The organism is Maribacter forsetii DSM 18668 (assembly GCF_000744105.1).
Lineage (GTDB): Bacteria > Bacteroidota > Bacteroidia > Flavobacteriales > Flavobacteriaceae > Maribacter > Maribacter forsetii.
In genome coordinates, this window is the sequence record NZ_JQLH01000001.1 from 4,433,903 (window position 1) to 4,454,956 (window position 21,054).

Annotated in this window: 20 protein-coding genes; 13 read left to right on the forward strand and 7 right to left on the reverse strand. The window is 35.9% G+C overall.

The features are described from left to right. Nucleotides 1–20: 20 nt before the first annotated feature. The 7 genes from P177_RS18885 (at nucleotide 21) to P177_RS18915 (ending at nucleotide 6,095) form a co-directional block, all read left to right on the forward strand. Nucleotides 21–500: a CAP domain-containing protein gene (locus P177_RS18885; RefSeq protein ID WP_036157345.1), complete on the forward strand. Its 480-nt coding sequence runs from the start codon at nucleotides 21–23 to the stop codon at nucleotides 498–500. 255 nt (nucleotides 501–755) lie between these two features. Then, the gene (locus tag P177_RS18890; protein WP_036157348.1) at nucleotides 756–1,265 is read left to right on the forward strand and encodes a CAP domain-containing protein; all 510 of its coding nucleotides are present in this window, start codon (nucleotides 756–758) and stop codon (nucleotides 1,263–1,265) included. A 108-nt stretch (nucleotides 1,266–1,373) separates the two neighbouring features. Beyond that, a complete protein-coding gene (locus P177_RS18895) occupies nucleotides 1,374–1,916 on the forward strand; it encodes a 3-hydroxyanthranilate 3,4-dioxygenase (protein ID WP_036157351.1) in 543 nt (180 codons plus the stop codon). Continuing rightward, a complete protein-coding gene (locus P177_RS18900; protein WP_036157354.1) occupies nucleotides 1,913–2,284 on the forward strand; it encodes a DUF1304 domain-containing protein in 372 nt (123 codons plus the stop codon). Before P177_RS18895 ends, P177_RS18900 begins: the two co-directional genes overlap by 4 nt. Before the next feature lie 80 nt (nucleotides 2,285–2,364). After that, nucleotides 2,365–3,918 (forward strand): L-piperidine-6-carboxylate dehydrogenase, encoded by a 1,554-nt coding sequence (gene amaB, locus P177_RS18905; RefSeq protein WP_036157355.1) that lies wholly within the window; start codon nucleotides 2,365–2,367, stop codon nucleotides 3,916–3,918. A 582-nt stretch (nucleotides 3,919–4,500) separates the two neighbouring features. Next, nucleotides 4,501–5,409: an OmpA family protein gene (locus P177_RS18910; RefSeq protein ID WP_036157358.1), complete on the forward strand. Its 909-nt coding sequence runs from the start codon at nucleotides 4,501–4,503 to the stop codon at nucleotides 5,407–5,409. A gap of 32 nt (nucleotides 5,410–5,441) precedes the next feature. Then, nucleotides 5,442–6,095: a hypothetical protein gene (locus P177_RS18915; RefSeq protein WP_036157361.1), complete on the forward strand. Its 654-nt coding sequence runs from the start codon at nucleotides 5,442–5,444 to the stop codon at nucleotides 6,093–6,095. Between the two features lie 55 nt (nucleotides 6,096–6,150). Here the strand turns inward: P177_RS18915 and P177_RS18920 are convergent, their stop codons facing one another. The 4 genes from P177_RS18920 to P177_RS18935 form a co-directional block, all read right to left on the reverse strand. Then, entirely contained in the window at nucleotides 6,151–7,149 is a 999-nt protein-coding gene (locus tag P177_RS18920; protein ID WP_036157363.1) for an acyl-ACP desaturase, read from the reverse strand. A 64-nt stretch (nucleotides 7,150–7,213) separates the two neighbouring features. Continuing rightward, complete coding sequence (locus P177_RS18925) at nucleotides 7,214–7,948, reverse strand: metallophosphoesterase family protein (protein WP_036157365.1); 735 nt, start codon at nucleotides 7,946–7,948, stop codon at nucleotides 7,214–7,216. Then, entirely contained in the window at nucleotides 7,945–9,027 is a 1,083-nt protein-coding gene (locus P177_RS18930) for a hypothetical protein (RefSeq protein WP_036157368.1), read from the reverse strand. Before P177_RS18930 ends, P177_RS18925 begins: the two co-directional genes overlap by 4 nt. Nucleotides 9,028–9,065: 38 nt before the next feature. After that, entirely contained in the window at nucleotides 9,066–10,202 is a 1,137-nt protein-coding gene (locus tag P177_RS18935; protein WP_036157371.1) for an SPFH domain-containing protein, read from the reverse strand. Nucleotides 10,203–10,387: 185 nt separating this feature from the next. Between P177_RS18935 and P177_RS18940 the strand changes: the two genes are divergently transcribed. Both P177_RS18940 and P177_RS18945 read left to right on the forward strand, forming a co-directional pair. Then, nucleotides 10,388–11,332 (forward strand): carbohydrate kinase family protein, encoded by a 945-nt coding sequence (locus tag P177_RS18940; RefSeq protein WP_036157374.1) that lies wholly within the window; start codon nucleotides 10,388–10,390, stop codon nucleotides 11,330–11,332. 1 nt (nucleotide 11,333) lies between these two features. Continuing rightward, nucleotides 11,334–13,283, forward strand: a complete 1,950-nt coding sequence (locus tag P177_RS18945; protein WP_036157377.1) for an amylosucrase — start codon at nucleotides 11,334–11,336, stop codon at nucleotides 13,281–13,283. On the opposite strand, the gene P177_RS18950 is transcribed toward P177_RS18945, so the two are convergent. The 3 genes from P177_RS18950 to P177_RS18965 all read right to left on the reverse strand — a co-directional run bounded on the left by P177_RS18950 (nucleotide 13,261) and on the right by P177_RS18965 (nucleotide 16,210). Continuing rightward, nucleotides 13,261–14,397 (reverse strand): ATP-binding protein, encoded by a 1,137-nt coding sequence (locus P177_RS18950; RefSeq protein ID WP_036157380.1) that lies wholly within the window; start codon nucleotides 14,395–14,397, stop codon nucleotides 13,261–13,263. The genes P177_RS18945 and P177_RS18950 overlap by 23 nt on opposite strands. 184 nt (nucleotides 14,398–14,581) lie before the next feature. Then, nucleotides 14,582–15,334, reverse strand: coding sequence for an SDR family NAD(P)-dependent oxidoreductase (locus P177_RS18960; protein ID WP_036157384.1), 753 nt, complete (start codon nucleotides 15,332–15,334; stop codon nucleotides 14,582–14,584). 12 nt (nucleotides 15,335–15,346) lie between these two features. After that, nucleotides 15,347–16,210, reverse strand: coding sequence for an aldo/keto reductase (locus P177_RS18965; RefSeq protein ID WP_036157387.1), 864 nt, complete (start codon nucleotides 16,208–16,210; stop codon nucleotides 15,347–15,349). 171 nt (nucleotides 16,211–16,381) lie between these two features. Between P177_RS18965 and P177_RS18970 the strand changes: the two genes are divergently transcribed. From P177_RS18970 to P177_RS18985, 4 genes are all read left to right on the forward strand, one after another. Next, nucleotides 16,382–17,383: an AAA family ATPase gene (locus P177_RS18970; protein WP_036157390.1), complete on the forward strand. Its 1,002-nt coding sequence runs from the start codon at nucleotides 16,382–16,384 to the stop codon at nucleotides 17,381–17,383. Between the two features lie 138 nt (nucleotides 17,384–17,521). Continuing rightward, the gene (locus P177_RS18975; protein ID WP_036157393.1) at nucleotides 17,522–18,388 is read left to right on the forward strand and encodes a DUF58 domain-containing protein; all 867 of its coding nucleotides are present in this window, start codon (nucleotides 17,522–17,524) and stop codon (nucleotides 18,386–18,388) included. Nucleotides 18,389–18,393: 5 nt separating this feature from the next. Next, on the forward strand, nucleotides 18,394–20,055 hold the full coding sequence (locus P177_RS18980; RefSeq protein ID WP_036157397.1) for a hypothetical protein: 1,662 nt from the start codon (nucleotides 18,394–18,396) through the stop codon (nucleotides 20,053–20,055). After that, on the forward strand, nucleotides 20,056–21,054 hold the full coding sequence (locus P177_RS18985) for a vWA domain-containing protein (protein WP_036157400.1): 999 nt from the start codon (nucleotides 20,056–20,058) through the stop codon (nucleotides 21,052–21,054). It begins immediately after the preceding gene.

The window sequence follows — 21,054 nt, forward strand, 5'->3', positions numbered from 1 at the left end:
TTTAATTAAAAGACACTTATATGAAAATGAGATTGCTTTATGCGGTCCCTGTCTTTTTATTACTTTTTCTTGGTTCTTGTACAAGCGAATCTCTTGATGAAACGCCCGTACTTGAAGCTGAAAATGTTTTAACTATTGAGCAGGACCTTTTGGAAATTGTTAATGAACATAGGTTAAACCTAAACGCTAATGCCTTGCAGTTTAGTGAAGTGGCTTATAAATATGCAAACCTTCATACAGACTACATGATTTCAAAAGGTAGCATTAGTCATGATAACTTTAGCTCAAGAGCATCTAACATCGATTCTGAAATAAGCGTTGAAATGGTGGCTGAAAATGTAGCCAAAGATTACCAAACCGCCCTAGAAGCTTTTGAAGGATGGTACATTAGTAGCAGCCACAAAAAAACAATGGAGGGCGATTTTACACACACCGGTATCAGTGTAAAGAGAGACGACTTAGGCAACTACTACTTTACCCAACTTTTTTACAAGCAGTAAACTATTCAATATATTAAGGTTTAGTTAGACTATAGTTTAACTCAAATAGGTTGAATGGTTTCCATATTTCGGCAAAGTGGGAAAAATCATGTGAAATGCTAATTTTTCCGATATAATCATTCATGTATTTTATCGATAAGCCTAAATATTACCGTTAGTGGCAGCTTAACGAGTATTTCAAACTATGTGTAGATGTTTTTCTTCTAACCGTTGTGAACCATACTACTTTTGGCACACATAAAATTATCCCCCAGTATGAAATCCACTTTCATTTATTTAGCTTTAATCGTTACCATTTTATCATCCTGTTCTAGATACGAGAACTTTGCAGGATATGAAGATACATCAGAAGACTCACCTTCAGAACTAACTTTAGCTTCTTCAAAAATGCATAGCACAATGGAAGCCGACCTTTTTGAATTAATAAATAATTATAGAATAAGTGTAGGTTTAAATCCATTTGAATTTGAAAGCATTTCATATTACTATGCTACATTGCACACGAATTACATGATTTCTAAAGGAATTACCAGTCATGATATGTTCACCAAACGCGCATCGGGTATTTCTAAAAGAACAGATGCTGTATTTGTTGCTGAAAATGTAGCAAGAAATTATGATACCATAGAGGAAGCTTTCGATGCTTGGTTAGATAGTGAAGGGCATAGAAAAAATTTAGAGGGAGATTTTAATTACTCAGCCATCAGCATTGTTGAAAATAGTAACGGCGACTATTATTTTACTCAAATATTTGTAAAACAATAAAAGAAAGAACATATTTTTTATAAAGCCTTTGAAAACAAAGGCTTTTTTTATGCTTACCTTTTAGGTGAAAAATAATCGTTTCTTTAACTTTCACTTAAATTCACAGAAATGAGCATACAAGCACCATTTAATCTTAACAAATGGATTGAAGAAAACAGAGCTTCACTTAAGCCCCCTGTTGGAAACAAAAATTTATACAAAGATGCCGGCGATTATATCGTTATGATCGTTGCCGGACCAAATGCCAGAAAAGACTATCACTATAACGAAACCGAAGAATTGTTCTATCAGCTTGAAGGTAACATAGAAGTGCACATTCAAGAAGACGGTAAAAAACGCACCATGCAACTAGGACCTGGAGATATGTATCTGCACCCAGCCAAGGTACCACATTCTCCAGTTCGTAAAGAAAGATCAATAGGCCTTGTGATAGAACGTAAACGTGACCATATGAATGTGGACGACGGACTCTTGTGGTTTTGTGACAATTGTAACCATAAATTATATGAAGCCTATTTTACCCTTCACGATATAGAAAAAGATTTTTTATCTCACTTTAAGCATTTTTATAGCTCAAAGGAATTAAGGACTTGTGACAATTGCGGTACTGTAATGCCGGTTGATGAACGTTTTATAGCTAAAGAAAAATGATACTAATAGCTAAAATAATTACTGCTCTTGTAGCCCTGATCCATATTTATATTCTTTGGTTTGAAATGTTTGCATGGACAACGACAGGTAGAAAGGTTTTTCAAAATTTTCCAAAAGATTTATTTGAACCCACAAAGTCCATGGCGGCAAACCAAGGGCTTTATAATGGCTTCTTAGCTGCTGGGTTGATCTGGTCATTTTTCATTACCGAAATACAATGGTCTGCAAATGTTGCACTCTTCTTTTTAGGTTGCGTTGCTATTGCTGGTGCTTACGGTGCACTAACCGTAAGTAAAAAAATATTCATAGTCCAAAGTATACCTGCGTTAATAGGAATTATATTATGGTCCATTATTAAATTCTCATAGTTACAATTTGTTCTTTCTAAGGATAAAATTCTTTGTATTTTTGTAATATATCTAACATTAATCGAGTAAAAAGTTATAAAATGTCAAAAATTGCAGCAGATTTCGGAATACATGATGCCCTAAAAGCATTAGGAATTAAAGATATTAATGAGGGAACCTCAACCGGAGCTAATCATTTTTCATCAGGAGAGGTAATTTCATCATACTCGCCGGTAGATGGCTCGTTAATTGCAAAAGTCAAAACAACGACAGAAGCTGATTATGAAAAAGTAATGTCTACTGCAACGACAGCTTTTAAAGAGTGGAGAACCAAACCTGCACCGCAACGTGGAGAAGTTGTTAGACAGTTTGGTGACAAACTTAGAGAACTTAAAGAACCTTTAGGTAAGCTTGTTTCTTACGAAATGGGCAAAAGCTATCAAGAAGGTCTGGGAGAGGTTCAAGAAATGATAGATATCTGTGATTTTGCAGTAGGATTATCACGACAATTACACGGATTAACGATGCATTCTGAAAGACCTGGGCATAGAATGTACGAGCAATATCATTCATTAGGTGTTGTAGGTATTATATCTGCATTTAATTTTCCTGTTGCCGTATGGGCGTGGAATACGGCACTAGCCTGGATCTGCGGTGATGTTTGTGTTTGGAAACCTTCTGAAAAAACACCTTTGTGTGGTATTGCATGCCAAAACATAGCTGCCGCGGTAATGAAAGCCAACAACTTACCAGAAGGTATTTCTTGCTTAATAAATGGCGATTATAAAATTGGAGAATTAATGACCCAAGATAAAAGAGTACCATTAGTATCTGCTACCGGATCTATTAGAATGGGAAAAATAGTTGCTCAGGCCGTTGCTGCCAGACTTGGAAAATCTTTACTTGAACTTGGTGGCAACAATGCAATTATTGTTACACCAGACGCTGACCTAAAAATGACCGTTATAGGTGCCGTGTTCGGCGCTGTAGGTACTGCTGGTCAACGTTGTACTTCTACTAGAAGATTGATTATTCATGAATCTATGTATGATAAGGTAAAAGATGCGGTTGTTGCAGCTTATCAACAATTAAGAATTGGTAACCCGTTAGATGAAAACAATCATGTAGGTCCGTTAATTGATACAGATGCTGTTGCTCAATACAACAAGGCTTTAGAAAAAGTAGTTAAAGAAGGTGGTAAACTAATCGTTGAAGGCGGAGTGTTAGAAGGTAAGGGCTATGAAAGTGGTTGTTACGTAAAACCTGCTATTGCAGAAGCTGAAAATGATTTTGAAATTGTACAGCACGAAACATTTGCCCCTGTACTTTACTTATTAAAATATACTGGTGATGTTGATAATGCAATTGCTATTCAAAATGGCGTTGTACAAGGGTTATCTTCTGCTATTATGACGAACAACCTATGTGAAGCGGAACATTTTCTTTCTGCCTGGGGTAGTGATTGTGGTATTGCCAATGTAAACATAGGTACTTCTGGTGCTGAAATAGGTGGTGCATTCGGCGGTGAGAAAGAAACTGGTGGTGGTCGCGAAAGTGGTTCAGATGCTTGGAAAGTGTACATGAGAAGACAAACCAATACTATTAACTATACCACAGAGCTTCCTTTGGCACAGGGTATAAAGTTTGATCTATAATAGATTCATGATTTCCTTTGTATGTAAACTAAAAGGCTAGCCTGCTTTTGAACTTGTTGGCTCGTTAGACCAACTACCATGAAGTAACGCTTGTATGCCCAGAACAATAAACATGCAAAGGAAATTTATAAAACTCTTTATTTTTTTCTTCATTTTACAATCTAATTACTCTGTATCAAACTAGTAAATTATAGTACTCAATTCAACAATTTCTGTACAGGTTTATGCAAATATTGTATAGTTGGATTATAAATTTCTTCACTTTTAGGCATAAAAAAATCCTGTCGACTTAAAGAAGACAGGATTTTTTAACCAACTAACTCAAAACTTGAAATTATATAATCAATGCCCAAACCTTGTGGGGAGATGTATACCGTTTCAATACATACGCAAAAATGCAAATAATAGTTGTTGCCTTATACGTTTTTTTATCGCCTAACTCTTAGATTGTATAACTAGTATTGTATTTTACATATCTGGATTTTACATAATGATTGATTGTAAGGCAATTAGGTGTAAATCTTTTAACATTTTTAAGATTTTTTTAATAAATTGTGCGCTAAACACTAAACATTACGTACAATGACAAGAACAATCAAGTATTTATTATTGATGTTGATTCCCATTGTAGTCGGTACTTACTTCTTTTATAACTGGTGTAGCGAATGCGCTACTCAAGTTGTAGATAAAGAACCCGCTACACAAAAGGAAATCATAAAAGAGCCCTCGGCTACATCGTATCCCTTCGCTATAGATGGAAACGGATTTGCCTATAACACCAATGACAATTATAATTTCAATATCTCTTCGCATAACTTTTTAACACCATTAAGTGCAGACCTTACCAAAGGAATTACAGGTTTACAAGGTCATTTAGCTGAGAACGAAAACAATGTTATTAACGTAACTGGTTATTATACTAGCCAAGAAGAGAATAATACCGCATTCCCTAATTTAGGACTTGCGAGAGCAAATTCAATTAAGAACGACTTAGCTTCAAAAGGATTCTCTACTGCTCAAATTAATACGCAGGGAAAACTTATGGACGAAATGATTGCTAAAGAGAGTACTTATTGGGGTGCAGCTTCCTTTGGTCTTGTTGAAAAATCCGCGACCGCAGAAGATGACCTTAAAGCATTGTATGAAAAAATAAATGCTGATCCATTAATTCTTTATTTTAACACTGCAGAAGCCTCTATTCATTTAGATGCTACGCAACGCCAAAAAGTTGCCGATATATCTAGATATTTAGATAAGGTTTCTGATGCCAAGGCAAGCGTTGTTGGTCATACAGATTCACAAGGGCGAGCAAGTACAAACATGAGACTAGGTCAAGATAGAGCAGAATTCGCTAAAAATTACTTAATGCAAAACGGAATAGCTGCAGATAAGATAATTGCTACATCCAAAGGGCAAACACAACCCATTGCCGATAATGCCACTGAAGAAGGCAGAGTAAAAAATAGACGAACGGTTATTACATTAAAATAAAACATACACTAATCCTATAAATAAGTAAAATCATGAATTTTGAAAATATGAACATTTGGTGCTTGATAATTCCATTGTTAGTAGGTCTTATCTGCGGTATTTTAGGTTATCTACTTGGTAGCCGTTCTGCCAAAGTAATAGACAACTCTGCTGAAATAAACAGTCTTACCGCTAGTAATACAAAACTTAAAGGCGAATTGTCTGACTTAAACAATCTTAAAGCTAGCAACAGCAAACTAAAGGCTGATCTAGAAGCTTGTAACCAAAGAGTAATTGCCGCAAGCAAAGTTGTAACACCTCCTCCTGCCGCACCAAGCGCTCCAAGCACTAATCTAGGTGCATCTGCCGCCTCTTTTGCTGCCGGTGCCGCTACAAGTAGCGCACTAGCTTTTGATGGTGCTGCTGCCAAGGCTGCATTTGGAAAAACCATTAAGCAAGACGATTTAAAACTTGTGGAAGGTATTGGTCCAAAAATTGAAGGCATGTTTAAAGACCACGGTATTAAAACATGGAAAGAACTTTCTGAAGCTAGTTTAGAAGCCTGCCAAAAAATATTGGATACAGGAGGTACACGATACAAAATTCACGATCCTGCTTCTTGGCCGTTACAAGCTAAAATGTGCTACGAAGGTAAATGGACAGAACTTGTTAAATGGCAAGATGAGCACAAACACGGTAAATTATAATCTACCGTTTAAAGCAAAAAAAATCCCGATCATAACTGATCGGGATTTTTTTATTTTATAATGCTCCGTTTGCCTCTACCCACTTAAAGTGATATTGGTCTTGCGGAAATTTCATTCTTTCTGCAATCCGCTCTAATCTTGATGGTAACTTAATTAAGTAGTCACGAGCCTTTTCAGCTTCTTCATTTAAAGAACGAACAGAATCCAGTTCCCAATACGCATTCAACTTGCTTAGAATATCAACGTAATCTTGCGCTGTATATACACCTAAACGCTGTGCACAGTTAGAGAAGTTCTCAAAAGCAGAACCAATTGTACCACCAGACTCACGTAAAAAATGTGCTGGCATAACAATCTTCTTCTTCATCATATCTGCAAAGGCGATCATCATACCAGATGGATCTTCGCCTAAAATAGTCTTCACGAATTCTCTGTACGCCAAATGGTGTCTCATTTCATCACCGGCAATTATAGTACACATTTTACCTAATAAGGCATTTCCTTTCTTCTTCGCCATTTGCCCCACACGCTTATGCGAAATATTGGTAGCTAATTCTTGAAAAGAGGTATATACAAAGTTCTTATATGGATCACGATCAGTACCAATATCAAAACCATCAGAAATTAAATGCTGGGTCGTTATTTCAATCTCTCTCATATTTACCCTTCCAGATAAATAAAGATATTTGTTCAACACATCTCCATGTCTATTTTCTTCTGCAGTCCAAGCACGTACCCATTTAGCCCAACCATTGGTTTTATGGTCACCGTGCTGGTCAATACCAACAACATCCATTAACCAAGATTCATAAGTTGGCAAGGCTTCTTCGGTAATGGTATCCGCTACCATGGTTACCCAAAAGTCATACCCTAAGTCCTTAGACTCTTCACGAATATCTTTTACCTCTTGTAAAAATGTATCTTTTTCAGAATCTGGTAAAAAATCTGTTGGCTGCCATATATCCTCTGGTTTTATAAGGAAAGATTCCATGAAACTCTCTACCTTAGGCTCTAATGCCTGCATCACTTCTAATCTTATATTTTTATTAGACATATTTTCAATTTTATTAAAGATCGTCAATAAAACAATCTATTTTAAAGTAAAGTTAACGGTTTTCTTAGTTTCTACCCGTTTCGTTAGGATAAAAGGTATAAACCGGCTCACTTTGCCAGTATTCTTTAGTATTGGCGTTAAACACAGTTAACGGTCCTTTAAAAGCTGCACCCGTATCAATATTCCATACATTGGCGGCATTCTGTGGTGTAGTCTTACCAATACGGGTAACCGGTGTATGGCCAATATAAATTTCAGCATAATTCTTTAATCGCTTCGGATAATGGATATGATCATTTTCTAAATCTTTATTCAAAGAAAGTGCCAACTCCCACAAAGTACGATCCCAGTAAAATGTCTTTTCAAAATATTCATGCTCTATACCTTTCAAATTTGTAAAGCCTGCATGTAAAAACAATCTATTTTCAGCGTCTAGATAATAATTCTCTAAGCTTTCATAAAATTTAATGTGCCTATCTTTTGTTTCTTTTGAAGCTTTGCCATAAGAATTTGAAGTGGCTTCACCACCATGCATAAACCATGTTGGGTTATCTGCCTTACCGGTTAACCATTCATAGCAAAGCTCATCATGATTACCTCTTAGGTATATACAATTGTACCTTTCTTTTAGTTGTATAAGATAGTTTACAGTTTCAACCGCTTCACTCCATCCATCAATATAATCTCCTAAAAAAATTATCGTATCATCTTCAGTTATAGCTGCTTTCTCAAGTACTTGCTTTAAAGCTTGTAATCCTGAGTGAATGTCACCTACAACCAGTGTTCTTTTTGTACTCATTTAGCAAAAATCGCAATTATGGTTATCATGGCAAGGATAAAAATCACTAAAAAGAAGATTTTCCAGAAGGAGTAAGGTCTGTTTCCACTTAATACTCCTGTTTGCCCATTTATATAAAAATTAAACTCTTTACCATCATATCTATATGAACTTAGATAAATGGGAAGTAAGATGTGTTTAAACTTTTCATCTGAAAGTTTTATATCGGCGTTTGCAACTCTTTGAGTATCACCACCAATATCACGCCTAATCCAATTATAAGCAATATTCTTGGCTTCTTGAAACGACTTGTGATGCCCTTCTTTTAATGAAACCGTATATTTTTCCGTAACAAAACCAGATAGATATTTTGAATTAAAAACCACTAAATCTTTCAAATTCCAGAAGGTGACTTTTGCCGGAATCTCTTTTCGTTTCTTTTTTGATGCGCTTATTAAAATATCATCTACAAAACCATCTACTCTACCGGATGCATATGTCCACTTTGTTTTTCTAACACGTCTTGTTCTTCTTGCCTTATTACTATTATAGGTCTGTGTTTCGTAATAATAATCTCCTCGTTGCCCTTGGTATGATGCAAAAAGATTGGCATCAAACGTCCAATACGGAACATATAATCCATGCAACCCTTCTGGATCAAGCGCTGCTTTTTTAAGATTATCCGGTGCAAACCAAATTTTATCTACCCAAGCTTTAAATATTGCCTGTGCTTTATTGGTATCTAATTGAAATGGAACTAGAGCGCCGGGTAATATCCAACCTTCTTTCTCAACATCTTCCCGTATTAAAGGTTCACTACAATACACACAGTTGAGCGATTTATAGTTTTCTTCTACATGCTGGTTGGCACCGCAATTTTTACAATGCAACAATTCTATAGTTTCGGTATAGGCATTTTCACCTACGATTTTTAAGTAGTGTTCTAGCTCTAACTCTTCAAAACTAGTTTTAGATGCCTCAATAAACTCTTCATACCCACAGTACTCACATGTCAATTGATGCGAGCCTGGCTTAAACTTTAACTCGGCACCACAATTGGCACATGCTTTTTTATATTCCGATTGTTGAATATCATCCATAGAAAGTATCCCTTATCTTAAAAAGGTATTGCTTAAAATTATGCTGTTGGTAATGGTGGTGGCGTATTACCACCCAAGAAAGATTTTAATTCCTCTACCTCTTTTAATGCAGTCCAATTGGGCATACCTTGTTTCCAGATCAACGAATCTCTATTAATTGTTCTACTCGCAAATAATTCTTTGAGCTTATCAAAACCAACAGGACCTAATTGTTGACCGCTTACCGCATAGAAATAGGTTACTTGTGCCGGCATTGGTGGCGGCGCTTGTGGCTGTTGTGCTGTTTGCCCTCCTAGCGGTTGCGCCGCAGGTTGCTCCATTAAGCCTCCCATTTGTTGAGCCAATACAAAACCCATACCCATGCCCATACCGGCACCAGCTGTTCCGCCTTCATTTTTGGCCGCTAACTCCATTGCTTTGGCTGCTTTGAACTGCGCCAACTTGCCCATGTCCAATTTATCCAATCGGCTGTATTCGAATATTTCCTTTTTAAGTTCTTCAGGCATCGATACATTTTCGATGTAGAATTTCTCTAACTCTATACCTACCCTATTAAATTCTGGCTGCATTACTTCTTGGCAGGTTTCAGATAGTTCGCTTGTGTTCGCCGCATACAACTCAATTGGTAAATTAGCTTCACCTACCGTATCTGTAAAACGGGTAACTATTAAGCTTTTTAAATGTTCATTTACCTCATAGCTTGTAAAATTACCATCGGTACCCACTACATCTACTACAAACTTTCCTGGATCATTTACTCTAAAACTATAGGTACCAAAAGCACGTATTTCCACCAAACCAAATCTATCATCACTTAACATGAACGGATTTTTTGTACCCCATTTTTCATCTGTAAACAAGCGCGTATTTACAAAATACACCTCAGCTTTGAACGGACTATCAAATCCATATTTCCAACCTTTTAAGGTCGTTAAAATAGGCAGGTTCTGCGTATTTAAAGTATATGTGCCCGGTTTAAAAACATCTGCCAATTGACCTTCATTAATAAAAACTGCAGTCTGCCCTTCTCTAACGATCAATTGCGCATTGTTCTTAATTTCATTTTGGTAACGTTCAAAACGATAAACTATAGTGTCGTCAGTATTATCTAGCCATTCTACAATATCAATAAACTCGTGGCTCAGTTTTTTCTTAATTTCATCAAATATGCTCATGGTCAGTATATGTTTTAAAATGTGTAATTCAATATATGCAATTCAGCAACAGACCCAAAATACGAAAGGAATTAAATTCATAAAATAATCTGTAAACCACCGTAATTTAATATTTACTTCATAATTTTTAGGAAATAGGTGTTATTTCTAATTAACTTAGACTTCCTAATTTTCTTTTTAAACGTATGAAAAAGGTATTCTGTATTGGAGAATTACTCATAGATTTTGTTGCCGAAAACCAAGGCAAAGATTTAACGAAAGCAAAAGAATTTTCTAAGAAAGCAGGTGGTGCACCAGCCAATGTAGCCTGTGCAATTAGCAAGCTTGGCGGCGATAGCTTTTTTGTTGGTGCTGTTGGCGATGACCCATTTGGTACTTTTTTACTACGTATTCTTGAAGATGAAAAAGTTGATATTTCCTTTGCCCAAAGATGCGATACGTTTACCACTTTAGCCTTTGTTTCTATTGATGCCGATGGTGAGCGCGATTTTGTTTTTAGCCGAGGCGCAGACAAAGAGCTTACTTACGACTCTTCCTTAAAATCTAATTTTGAAAATAACATTATTCACTTTGGCGCAGCTACCGCTCTTTTAGGCGGTGCTCTTGAAGAGACCTATAATAGATATCTATTTGACGGATTAACCAAAAATGCGTTCATTAGTTTTGACCCTAACTACAGAGTAGATCTCTGGAAGAATAAAGAGGATGTTTTTATACGTAAGTGCCATGCTTTTATAGAGAAATCCCATTTATGTAAATTTAGCCTAGAAGAAGCACAACTACTTTCAGGAAAAGATAAGCTTGAAGATGCTTGCCAGTTTTTTCATGAAATGGGCACCCAAGTAATAGTTGTAACCTTAGGAAGCGAAGGAACTTTGCTTAGTACAAAAGATTTCTACAAAACCATACCAAGCATAAAAGTAACACCAAAAGACACTACCGGTGCCGGTGATGCTTTTATTGGTTGCCTTTTACAACAACTTACGGAACACTCTAAAATAGAAGATGTTCTGGTAAACGAATATTTACTTTCTAACATGGTTTCAAGGGCAAATAAAGCTGGGGCCATTACAACGGAAAATTTTGGAGCCATACAATCGCTACCTACATTACAACAATTAGACTCTTAAAATGAACCAAGCTGAATTACACCGGTTGTTGGCCTTAAAAAGTCAAAAGAAAAAAGGTGGAATACCATTAACGTCTTTATATGAACAAAGATTAGCTACTAATCTTTCACTTATTAAGACGCAGTTTTTTTCATTATATAAAGAGAAAGAGCATAAGGCATTTTTCTACACCCTTTTAGATACATTAGAAACGCTTTTTAAAGACCGACCTACAGAACTACAAAAACAAGATATTGCACGTTTAAATTCTGGAAATTGGTACCAAAGTGAGCAAATGGTTGGTATGCAATTGTATGTTGACCGGTTCAACAATGACATTAATGGACTCAAAGAAAAGATACCTTACTTTGAAGATTTAGGTATTAATTTTCTTCACTTAATGCCTATAACCATAAGACCTGCTGGCGAAAATGATGGTGGCTATGCAGTGAACAGCTACCATGAAATTGACCCTAAATACGGTACAAAAAAAGACTTTTTAGCTTTCAGCAAAAAAGCACGTGACAATAATATGTTTTTAATGCTTGATTTTGTTGTTAACCATACCTCAGATGAGTTTGTATGGGCAAAAAAAGCCAAAGAAGGTAACCAACACTATCAAAATTACTATTACACTTATTCTGACCGCCATATCCCTGACGAGTTTGAAAAGTCCTTACCTGAAATATTTCCACAATCGGCACCGGGCAATTTTACCTACAATCCAGAAATGGAAAAATGGGTTATGACCTGTTTTAATAGTTATCAGTGGGATTTAAATTATAGGAATCCGGAGGTATTTATAGAAATGCTTGGCAACCTAATGTCTCTTGCCAATTTAGGGGTAGATGTAATCCGTTTTGATGCGCTTGCTTTTCTCTGGAAAAAATTAGGGACATCATCACAAAACCTACCAGAAGCACATACTTTAATTTCACTATTTAAAATGTGCCTACAGGTAATTGCACCAGGTGTTATTCTTTTGGCCGAAGCTATTGTTGCTCCTAGAAATATTATAAAATATTTTGGTGAAGACACCATGGAAGGTAACGAATGCGAAGTAGCTTATAATGCTTCTTTAATGGCTTTATTATGGAATTCAATTGCAACCAAAAAAGCTTCTTTACTAGTGAAAAGTGTGAGCGAGATCCCAGTAAAACCCAATGATGCTACTTGGATCAATTACATTCGCTGCCATGATGATATTGGTCTTGGATATGAAGATGATATTGTACGTGCTACGGGTTATGATCCAAGCGCTCACAAAGAATTTATTTTAAACTATTACTGCGGCAAGTTAGAATGGTCTCCTGCCAAGGGTTTGATGTTTATGTACAATCCCAAAAACGGTGATGGTAGAATTACGGGTAGTGCCGCTTCTCTACTAGGACTAGAAACCGCCCTAGAACAAAACAATAAAAATATTATCGACTATGCCATCACTAAAATATTAATGATGCACGGTATTATTTTAACCTACGGAGGTATACCTATGATATATGCCGGAGATGAGATCGCTACCTTAAATGACTATTCTTATGAGCAAAATGAAGATCATGTAAATGACAATCGTTGGGTAAATAGACCAATGCAGAATTGGAGTGTTGCCTCTACATTGAAAAGCAAAAAAGACAGTCCGCCTACCATAATATACAACGGGATTAAGAATATGATTCGCCTACGAAAAGAGCAGACCGTATTTGCTGACACAAATAATCTTAAGGTTCATGGTTGCCCTAACCAGCATGTATTTGTCTTTCAAAGAACCCATGAAAATGAAAATATTTGGGTGTTGTCCAATTTTAACGAGGTTACAGAAACTTTAAATATAGGCTGGCTGCTTTCTATTGGTATTCATGCCGGTAAAAATTCTATTGATTTACTTACCGGAAAATCATTTGAACTTATTCATAACGAATTGCCTCTAAAACCCTACGAACAACTTTGGATTAAGAATATTTCACCTTCCTAAGCACACGAAGCGCTTCTTTTAGCGAAGCATTTATTCTTGGGTATTTAGGCTTTAAAATCTGCCTAGCTTTTTCCATGCGTTCTTTTGCCTCTTCAAATCCGTTAAGAAAGCATATTAAATATGAATCTGCCAGGTATTTCAATTGCTTTACTTCTGCAATTGTTAATTCGGTATTTTTCTTTGCTTTTGCTACCAAAGCATTATTACACTTATAAATCTTTTTCAGCTCATCCTCGTCATGTATTGGAGGATTAAAAAGTAAATCGCTCGTAATTTGATAGGTGCCGTTTTCACTGAAATTTATAACTACTTTTTCTAATGGATAATATTTTTGTTTCGAAGCCAAACCAAGCTGTACATATTCAATAGTTGTAAATGAATCATTGTCATATGTAATGGTAACCTCATCTAAATTAGAGTAGAATAATTTTACCTGCTCATTTATTAATTCAATATCTACCCTATAGAAATATGTTTCTCCGTTCACTACTTTTTTATTGCCGGCCCAACACACTACAAATTGCTCTTTAAAAACCTTATAGTCACTTTCTAAATCTTTATGGCGGTGGTTTATAAAATCTATGACTCCATCTAAAGTAAGCTCAATATTGTTTTTTGCATGCTGTTCGATAGTGGCAACCGCCTCAGCGTTAGTATTTTTTAACTCAATATCAAACACTTTTGGTAAACTTATACTACCCTCCCTAAAAAAAACGGAACCTCCATAATATTTCCAGATGTTCTTTCTCAGCGAGCAAATTTTTCCAATAGATTTTATGGTCACCAAACCCACAACTTTACCCTCTGGTAAATGCGGAAATGGTATATTCTCGTATGAAATCAATGGGGGATTATCTAAATAGGCATTTACCAAATTTTGAATCTTACTATCATCAAAAAAGTCTACACCTACTATTTTATTATCCTCATCTTCAACGCCAATTACTATGAAAGAATTATTGGCAGGATTACTATTTGCCAAGGCACAAACATGCTTTAAAAATTTACCCTTACCTTCTTTCTCGCCAATAGAAATAAATCGCTTTTTGTCGTAAAAACTGTTCTCGTCATTATGAGCGAGCAAGTTTTTTACCAATAGGCGTTTATTGATCATAAGTTATAATTTTGGCTTTTGGCTTTTGGCTTTTGGCTTTTGGCTTTTGGCTTTTGGCTTTTGGCTTTTGGCTTTTGGCTTTTGGCTTTTGGCTTTTGGCTTTTGGCTTTTGGCTTTTGGCTTTTGGCTTTTGGCTTTTGGCTTTTGGCTTTAAAAGATTTTATTCTAAAATCTTTTCATGACATCACTTTTTATCTACAATAGTTGAAGATGCTTGTGCTGTTGGCATTACTACCAAATCCGCAATATTTACATGATATGGCCTTGTGACTACAAAATGAATGATGTCTGCTATATCTTCTGGTTTTAAAGGCTGGAATCCCTTGTACACCTTATCCGCCCTATCTTCATCTCCTTTAAAGCGAACATTACTGAACTCTGTCTCTACCAATCCCGGATTTACTGCCCCAACACGCACTCCCGTGCCGTTTAAATCTATACGCATTCCTTGATTAATAGCATCTACCGCATGTTTACTTGCACAATACACATTGCCTTTAGGGTAAACTTCTTTGCCTGCCGTAGAGCCAATGTTGATAATATGACCGGATTTACGCGCTACCATTTGTGGAATTACCGCTTTAGATACATACAGCAAGCCTTTAACATTAATATCTAACATGGCATCCCAATCATCTATGTTTCCCTCTTGAATGGTATCCATTCCATGGGCATTACCCGCATTGTTTATTAGAATATCTATCTCTGTAAATTCTTTTGGCAACGAATCAACAGCTTCTTTAACCGAAGCCTTGTTTCTAATATCAAAATTCAGGGTATGTACTTGTACATGTTTATCAAGTACTTCTTTAAGGGCATCTAGCCGATCTTGACGTCTACCACACAATACCAAATCTATACCGTTTTGGGCAAAATGAATCGCGGTGGATTTTCCAATTCCGCTTGTAGCTCCTGTAATAAATGCTGTTTTTGTCATTTTTAATTATAATTATGCAACTTCATGGCCTTCATTGGCTTCTAGCAAGATAAACCAATCTTGTATATCCATTTCTATTGAAACAGCTTCCATTGCCATTTTCAATCGTTTTGGCGTTGACGTACCTACCACTGGGTGTATTTTAGATGGATGTTTTAAAATCCAAGCCAGTAAAAGTTGATCTTCTGTGGCATTATATTTTTTAGTAAAATCCGCCAGTACCTTTTTAATCCTTGTATTTGCTTTGGAAGTTTCTTTAAAATAATTACCAAGAGGACTCCAGCTCATTGCTAGCCTATCAAACGTAATACAATCATCTAAAGTACCATCATTCATTACTGTGTTAGAAGACAATGAAAACTCTACCTGATTTGCTTCTACCTGTATTTCCTTTTCTAAAAGCTGAATTTGAGATGGGCTGAAATTCGACACTCCAAATTGCCTGATCTTTCCATCATTCTTTAATTTATCTATAGCTTCCGCAATTTCTGAAGGGTTCATCAAAGGACTAGGCCTGTGTAATAATAGCATATCTAAATGATCTGTCTGTAGCATTTTTAAAGAACGCTCTACAGATGATACTATATAATCTTTGCTATAGTCATAATGCTTAACCCTATTTGATCGTTCTTTTACGTGAAACTGAATTCCACATTTACTGATCAATTGAATATCTTCCCTTTTAATCGCACTTTCTTTTAATGCTTTACCAAAATCTTCTTCGTTGGTATAATCACCATAAATATCCGCATGATCAAAAGTAGTAATGTTATGATCTATGCAATGATTCATAAGTGATATCATATCTTTGGTAGCAAGTTGTTTGCCCCATTTACCCCAGGTCATAGTACCTGCTATTATTCTTGAATATTTCAATGTATTATAATTTGAATAATGAATTTAAAAAGAAATCCCTTAAAACCTTCATAAAAATAAGGGGTTTTCCAATTTTTTAACCTATCATTAACAGCGACTGAGTGAATAAATTTTCAATTTGCGTAACTGTTAAAATTAGAAGCCTTAACATTCAATAATATATAGTTTTAAATGGAAGAAAATACTTCAATTGACATTAGTGCTGTTAACGAGAAAATAGCAAAAGAAAGCGCTTTTATCGATTTACTGATGCTTGAAATGAATAAAGTAATCGTTGGCCAGAAATATATGGTAGAACGATTATTGATCGGACTCTTAGGACAAGGTCATATATTGCTGGAAGGTGTACCTGGCTTGGCAAAAACCTTAGCCATAAACACCCTTTCCAAAGCTGTAAAAGGTAGTTTCAGTAGAATTCAATTTACACCAGATTTACTTCCGGCAGATGTTGTAGGTACGTTGATCTACAACATGAAACTAAACGATTTTTCTATTAAGAAAGGTCCAATATTCGCAAACTTTGTTCTTGCAGATGAGATTAACCGTGCACCTGCCAAAGTACAATCTGCACTTTTAGAGGCAATGCAAGAAAAGCAAGTGACCATTGGTGACGAAACTTTTATTCTTGACAAACCTTTCTTGGTAATGGCAACACAAAACCCTGTTGAACAAGAAGGTACCTATCCGTTACCTGAAGCACAGGTGGATCGTTTTATGTTGAAGACCGTTATAGATTATCCAAAAATAAACGAAGAGCAGTTGATTATGCGCCAAAATTTAAAAGGTAGCTACGAAACTGTAAACGCCGTTGTATCCATAGAACAAATACTTAGCGCACAGAAAGCTGTTCGTGAAGTTTATATGGATGAAAAAATCGAGAAATATATTCTTGACCTTGTTTTTGCTACAAGATATCCTGAGAAATATAATTTAGAAAGCTTAAAACCATTGATCAGCTTTGGCGCATCTCCAAGGGGTAGTATCAACTTAGGTACTGCTGCCAAATGTTATGCTTTCATAAAAAGAAGAGGTTATGTTGTGCCAGAAGATGTACGTGCCGTTGTTCTTGATGTTTTAAGACATAGAATAGGTATTACATATGAGGCAGAAGCCGAGAATATTACTTCTGTTGATATCATCAACAAAATTGTTAACGAGATAGAAGTACCTTAAGAGCCCACAATTTCCAAAGGAGGGAATATTTACTCGTTTATTCTAAGGGGTTTAAAAAAGAACAATGCTTAAAATTACCGTTTCACATATATTTTTAACCGCAATCAAATCTCCTATAGGGGGCTAGAGCGCTGTATTATGGATACTAAAGAGCTACTCAAAAAAGTACGGAAAATTGAAATAAAGACAAGACGTCTTTCCGACCATATATTTGGTGGGGAATACCACTCTACCTTTAAAGGTCGTGGTATGACTTTTAGTGAAGTACGACAGTATCAATTTGGCGATGATGTAAGAAATATAGACTGGAACGTTACCGCCCGTTATAACGAACCCTATATAAAGGTTTTTGAGGAGGAACGAGAATTGACCATGATGCTAATGGTAGATATTAGCGGCTCTGAATTATTCGGCACCACTAATCAATTTAAAAATGAAATCGTTACTGAAATATCGGCTACACTAGCTTTTAGTGCTTTACAAAACAATGATAAAGTAGGTGTTATTCTGTTCTCTGACCAAATAGAACTTTTTATTCCACCTAAAAAAGGAAAGACCCACGTTCTACGTATCATTAGAGAATTATTGGAATTTAAACCAAAAAGCAACAAAACAGATATTGCTCAAGCCATGAAATTTTTGAGTAGTGTCATGAAAAAGAAAGCTATTGTTTTTGTTCTATCTGATTTTATTGACGACGGATACGAAAAAACACTCAAGATTACGGGTAGCAAACATGATTTAACCGGAATTCGTGTTTATGACGAACGTGAAGAATCTATACCAAATTTAGGTATGGTACAGGTAGAGGATGCTGAAACAGGAAAATTACAATTGGTAAACACCAAGTCTAAAAAAGTACGTAACGCTTATGCTGAATATCATAAAAACCGTGTTACTTACTTTAAGGAGTCTTTCACAAAATCTGGATGCGGAGTTTTAGATTGTAGGGTAGATGAAAGCTATGTAAAGAAATTATTGGGCTATTTTAAAAGAAGAGGTTGATACGAATGATTATTACTAATAAAACAAATGAAAAATGTGTTTCGTGGTGTAAACGAATTTCACCTCTATTCGTATTCCTACTATTCATCTTTGATCTTTCCGCACAAGAAGCACCAAACATTACAACTGAGGTTGACACTACTTTTATAAAAATTGGGGAGCAGGTTCAATGGAAGGTTACTGTGGATATCGACTCCACAGATTTTGTGATTTTCCCTGAAGGGCAAACCTTTTCTCCCCTAGAAACTGTAGAAGCTTTTGCTACGGACACCACTAGAAAAAAAGATAGACTAACACTTCAAAAAATATACGCCCTTACCCAGTTTGATTCTGGAGCATACAAATTACCTGCACAAAGAATCGATATTAACGGAGTAGGTTTTATGACAGATTCCTCAATGATCAATGTAGCTACCGTACCTGTAGATACCTTGAATCAGAAAATGTATGATATAAAACCCTTAATCAATGTAGATAAAAGCAATTATGCTCTTTGGAAGTACTTGCTAATAGGTCTGTTGGTATTATTAATTTTTGGTGGACTCCTTTATTGGTTTGTATTCCGAAAAAAGCCACTTACAGAAGAAGAAAAAGTAGCACTTTTACCACCTTATGACAGAGCGTTACTAGAATTGAAACGATTAGAAAATTCTAGATACCTAATACAAGACGAATACAAAGAGTACTATTCTGAATTGACCACCATTGTACGTTCATACTTAGAGGAAGATGCTCACGTAACCGCAATGGAAAGTACTACCGGACAACTAATTGAAAAATTAGAGCTTTTAAAGGATGCCGGCGAGTTAAATTTGGAAGACGATACTATAAAGCAGTTTCAACAAATATTACAGACGGCAGATTTAGTGAAATTCGCTAAGAACAAACCTTCTACCTCAGTTGCTGAACATGATAGAAAACTGGTTGAACAGATTGTTGAAAAAACGCACGAAGCGCTACCAGAACCCACAGAAGAAGAGTTATTGGAACAAGCAGAATACCAAGAAGAACTTGAACGTAAGGCAAAAAAGAAGAAAATTAAAATAGCGGTAATTTCCACTGTTGCCCTAATTTTAATTGGCATTACCATTGCCGGAGTTAAATTCGGATTCGGCTATTTAAAAGACACCGTTTTAGGTCACCCTACCAAAGAACTTTTAGAGGGCGAATGGGTTCGTAGCAGTTATGGTTTTCCTCCAATACAATTAGAGTCTCCGCAAGTTTTGGTAAGACAAGAAATAAAATTACCTCCAGAAGCCAAAGCTACCATAGAAGACGTGCAGGCTTTTGAGTACAGAAGTCCTATCGCTCTATTTAACATGGGCACCACTAGTATTACGTTAGCACAAAAAGAAACAGAGCCAGAGTTTGACAAGACCATTGAAAAAATTCTATCCAACTTTGAGGATCAGGGAGCAAAAAACATTATCACCAAGCAAGAAGAGTTTAGTACCATAAGCGGTGTTAAAGGAGTGAAAGTTTTTGGTAGTGGAAATTTTCCAATGCCTGGCTCAGAAGAGTTATTAGAAGGAGAATATACAGTACTTCTTTTTGGAGGTAAAGGATTTCAACAATACGTAATTCTTACTTGGCTTAAAGACGACACGTACGCACAAGAAATAGTTGACCGAATCTTAGCATCGGTAGAAGTAAAAACAGAAGCATAAATGTTAGAGAATATATCATTTGCAAATCCTGATTTCTTTTGGCTGTTCTTATTACTGCCATTGGCAATTGTGTGGTATATCTTTAAACAAAAAGAGCAAACCGCATCATTACGTATATCAAGTGTAAAAGGGTTTAGCTACAATAGCATTTTACCTAAATTTAAACCTGCGTTATTCATTCTACGCTTATTGGCATTGGCTGCAATTATCGTAGCTCTGGCAAGACCACAGACAGAAGATATTTCTACCCGCTCTAAAACTACAAAAGGTATAGATATTGTCATGGCCATAGATGTTTCTTCTAGTATGCTGGCAAGAGATTTAAAACCAAACCGACTTTCTGCACTTAAAGACGTGGCGGCAGATTTTATTAAAAATAGACCTAATGATCGTATAGGTATTGTTGCTTATGCAGGTGAAGGTTACACCAAAACACCTATAACTACAGATAAAGCTATTGTACTTAACTCGCTTTCAGAAATCTCATACGGACAATTAGATGACGGTACTGCCATTGGTATGGGACTAGCAACTTCTGTAAACCGTTTAAAAGACAGTAAGGCAAAAAGTAAAATCATCATATTATTGACCGATGGGGTAAATAATTCTGGTTTTATAGAACCCCAAACGGCATCTGACCTGGCACTAGAATTCGGTATTAAAACCTACACTATTGGTCTTGGTACAAACGGTAATGCCCTTTCACCTGTTTCATATAATGCGGATGGTTCTTTTAGATTTGGAATGAGACAGGTAGAAATAGACGAAGAACTACTTAAAAGTATAGCGTCTACTACTGGAGGTAGATATTTTAGAGCTACCGATAACGAGTCTTTAGAGGAAATCTACGATGAGATCAACAAACTAGAAAAAACCGAGGTAGAAGAATTTAAATACTACCGCTATGAAGAAAAATTTAGAATTTGGATATTGTTAGCAGGAGGATTGCTTTTGTTAGAATGGATTTTAAGAAACACGCTTTTTAGAAGCTTTGTATAA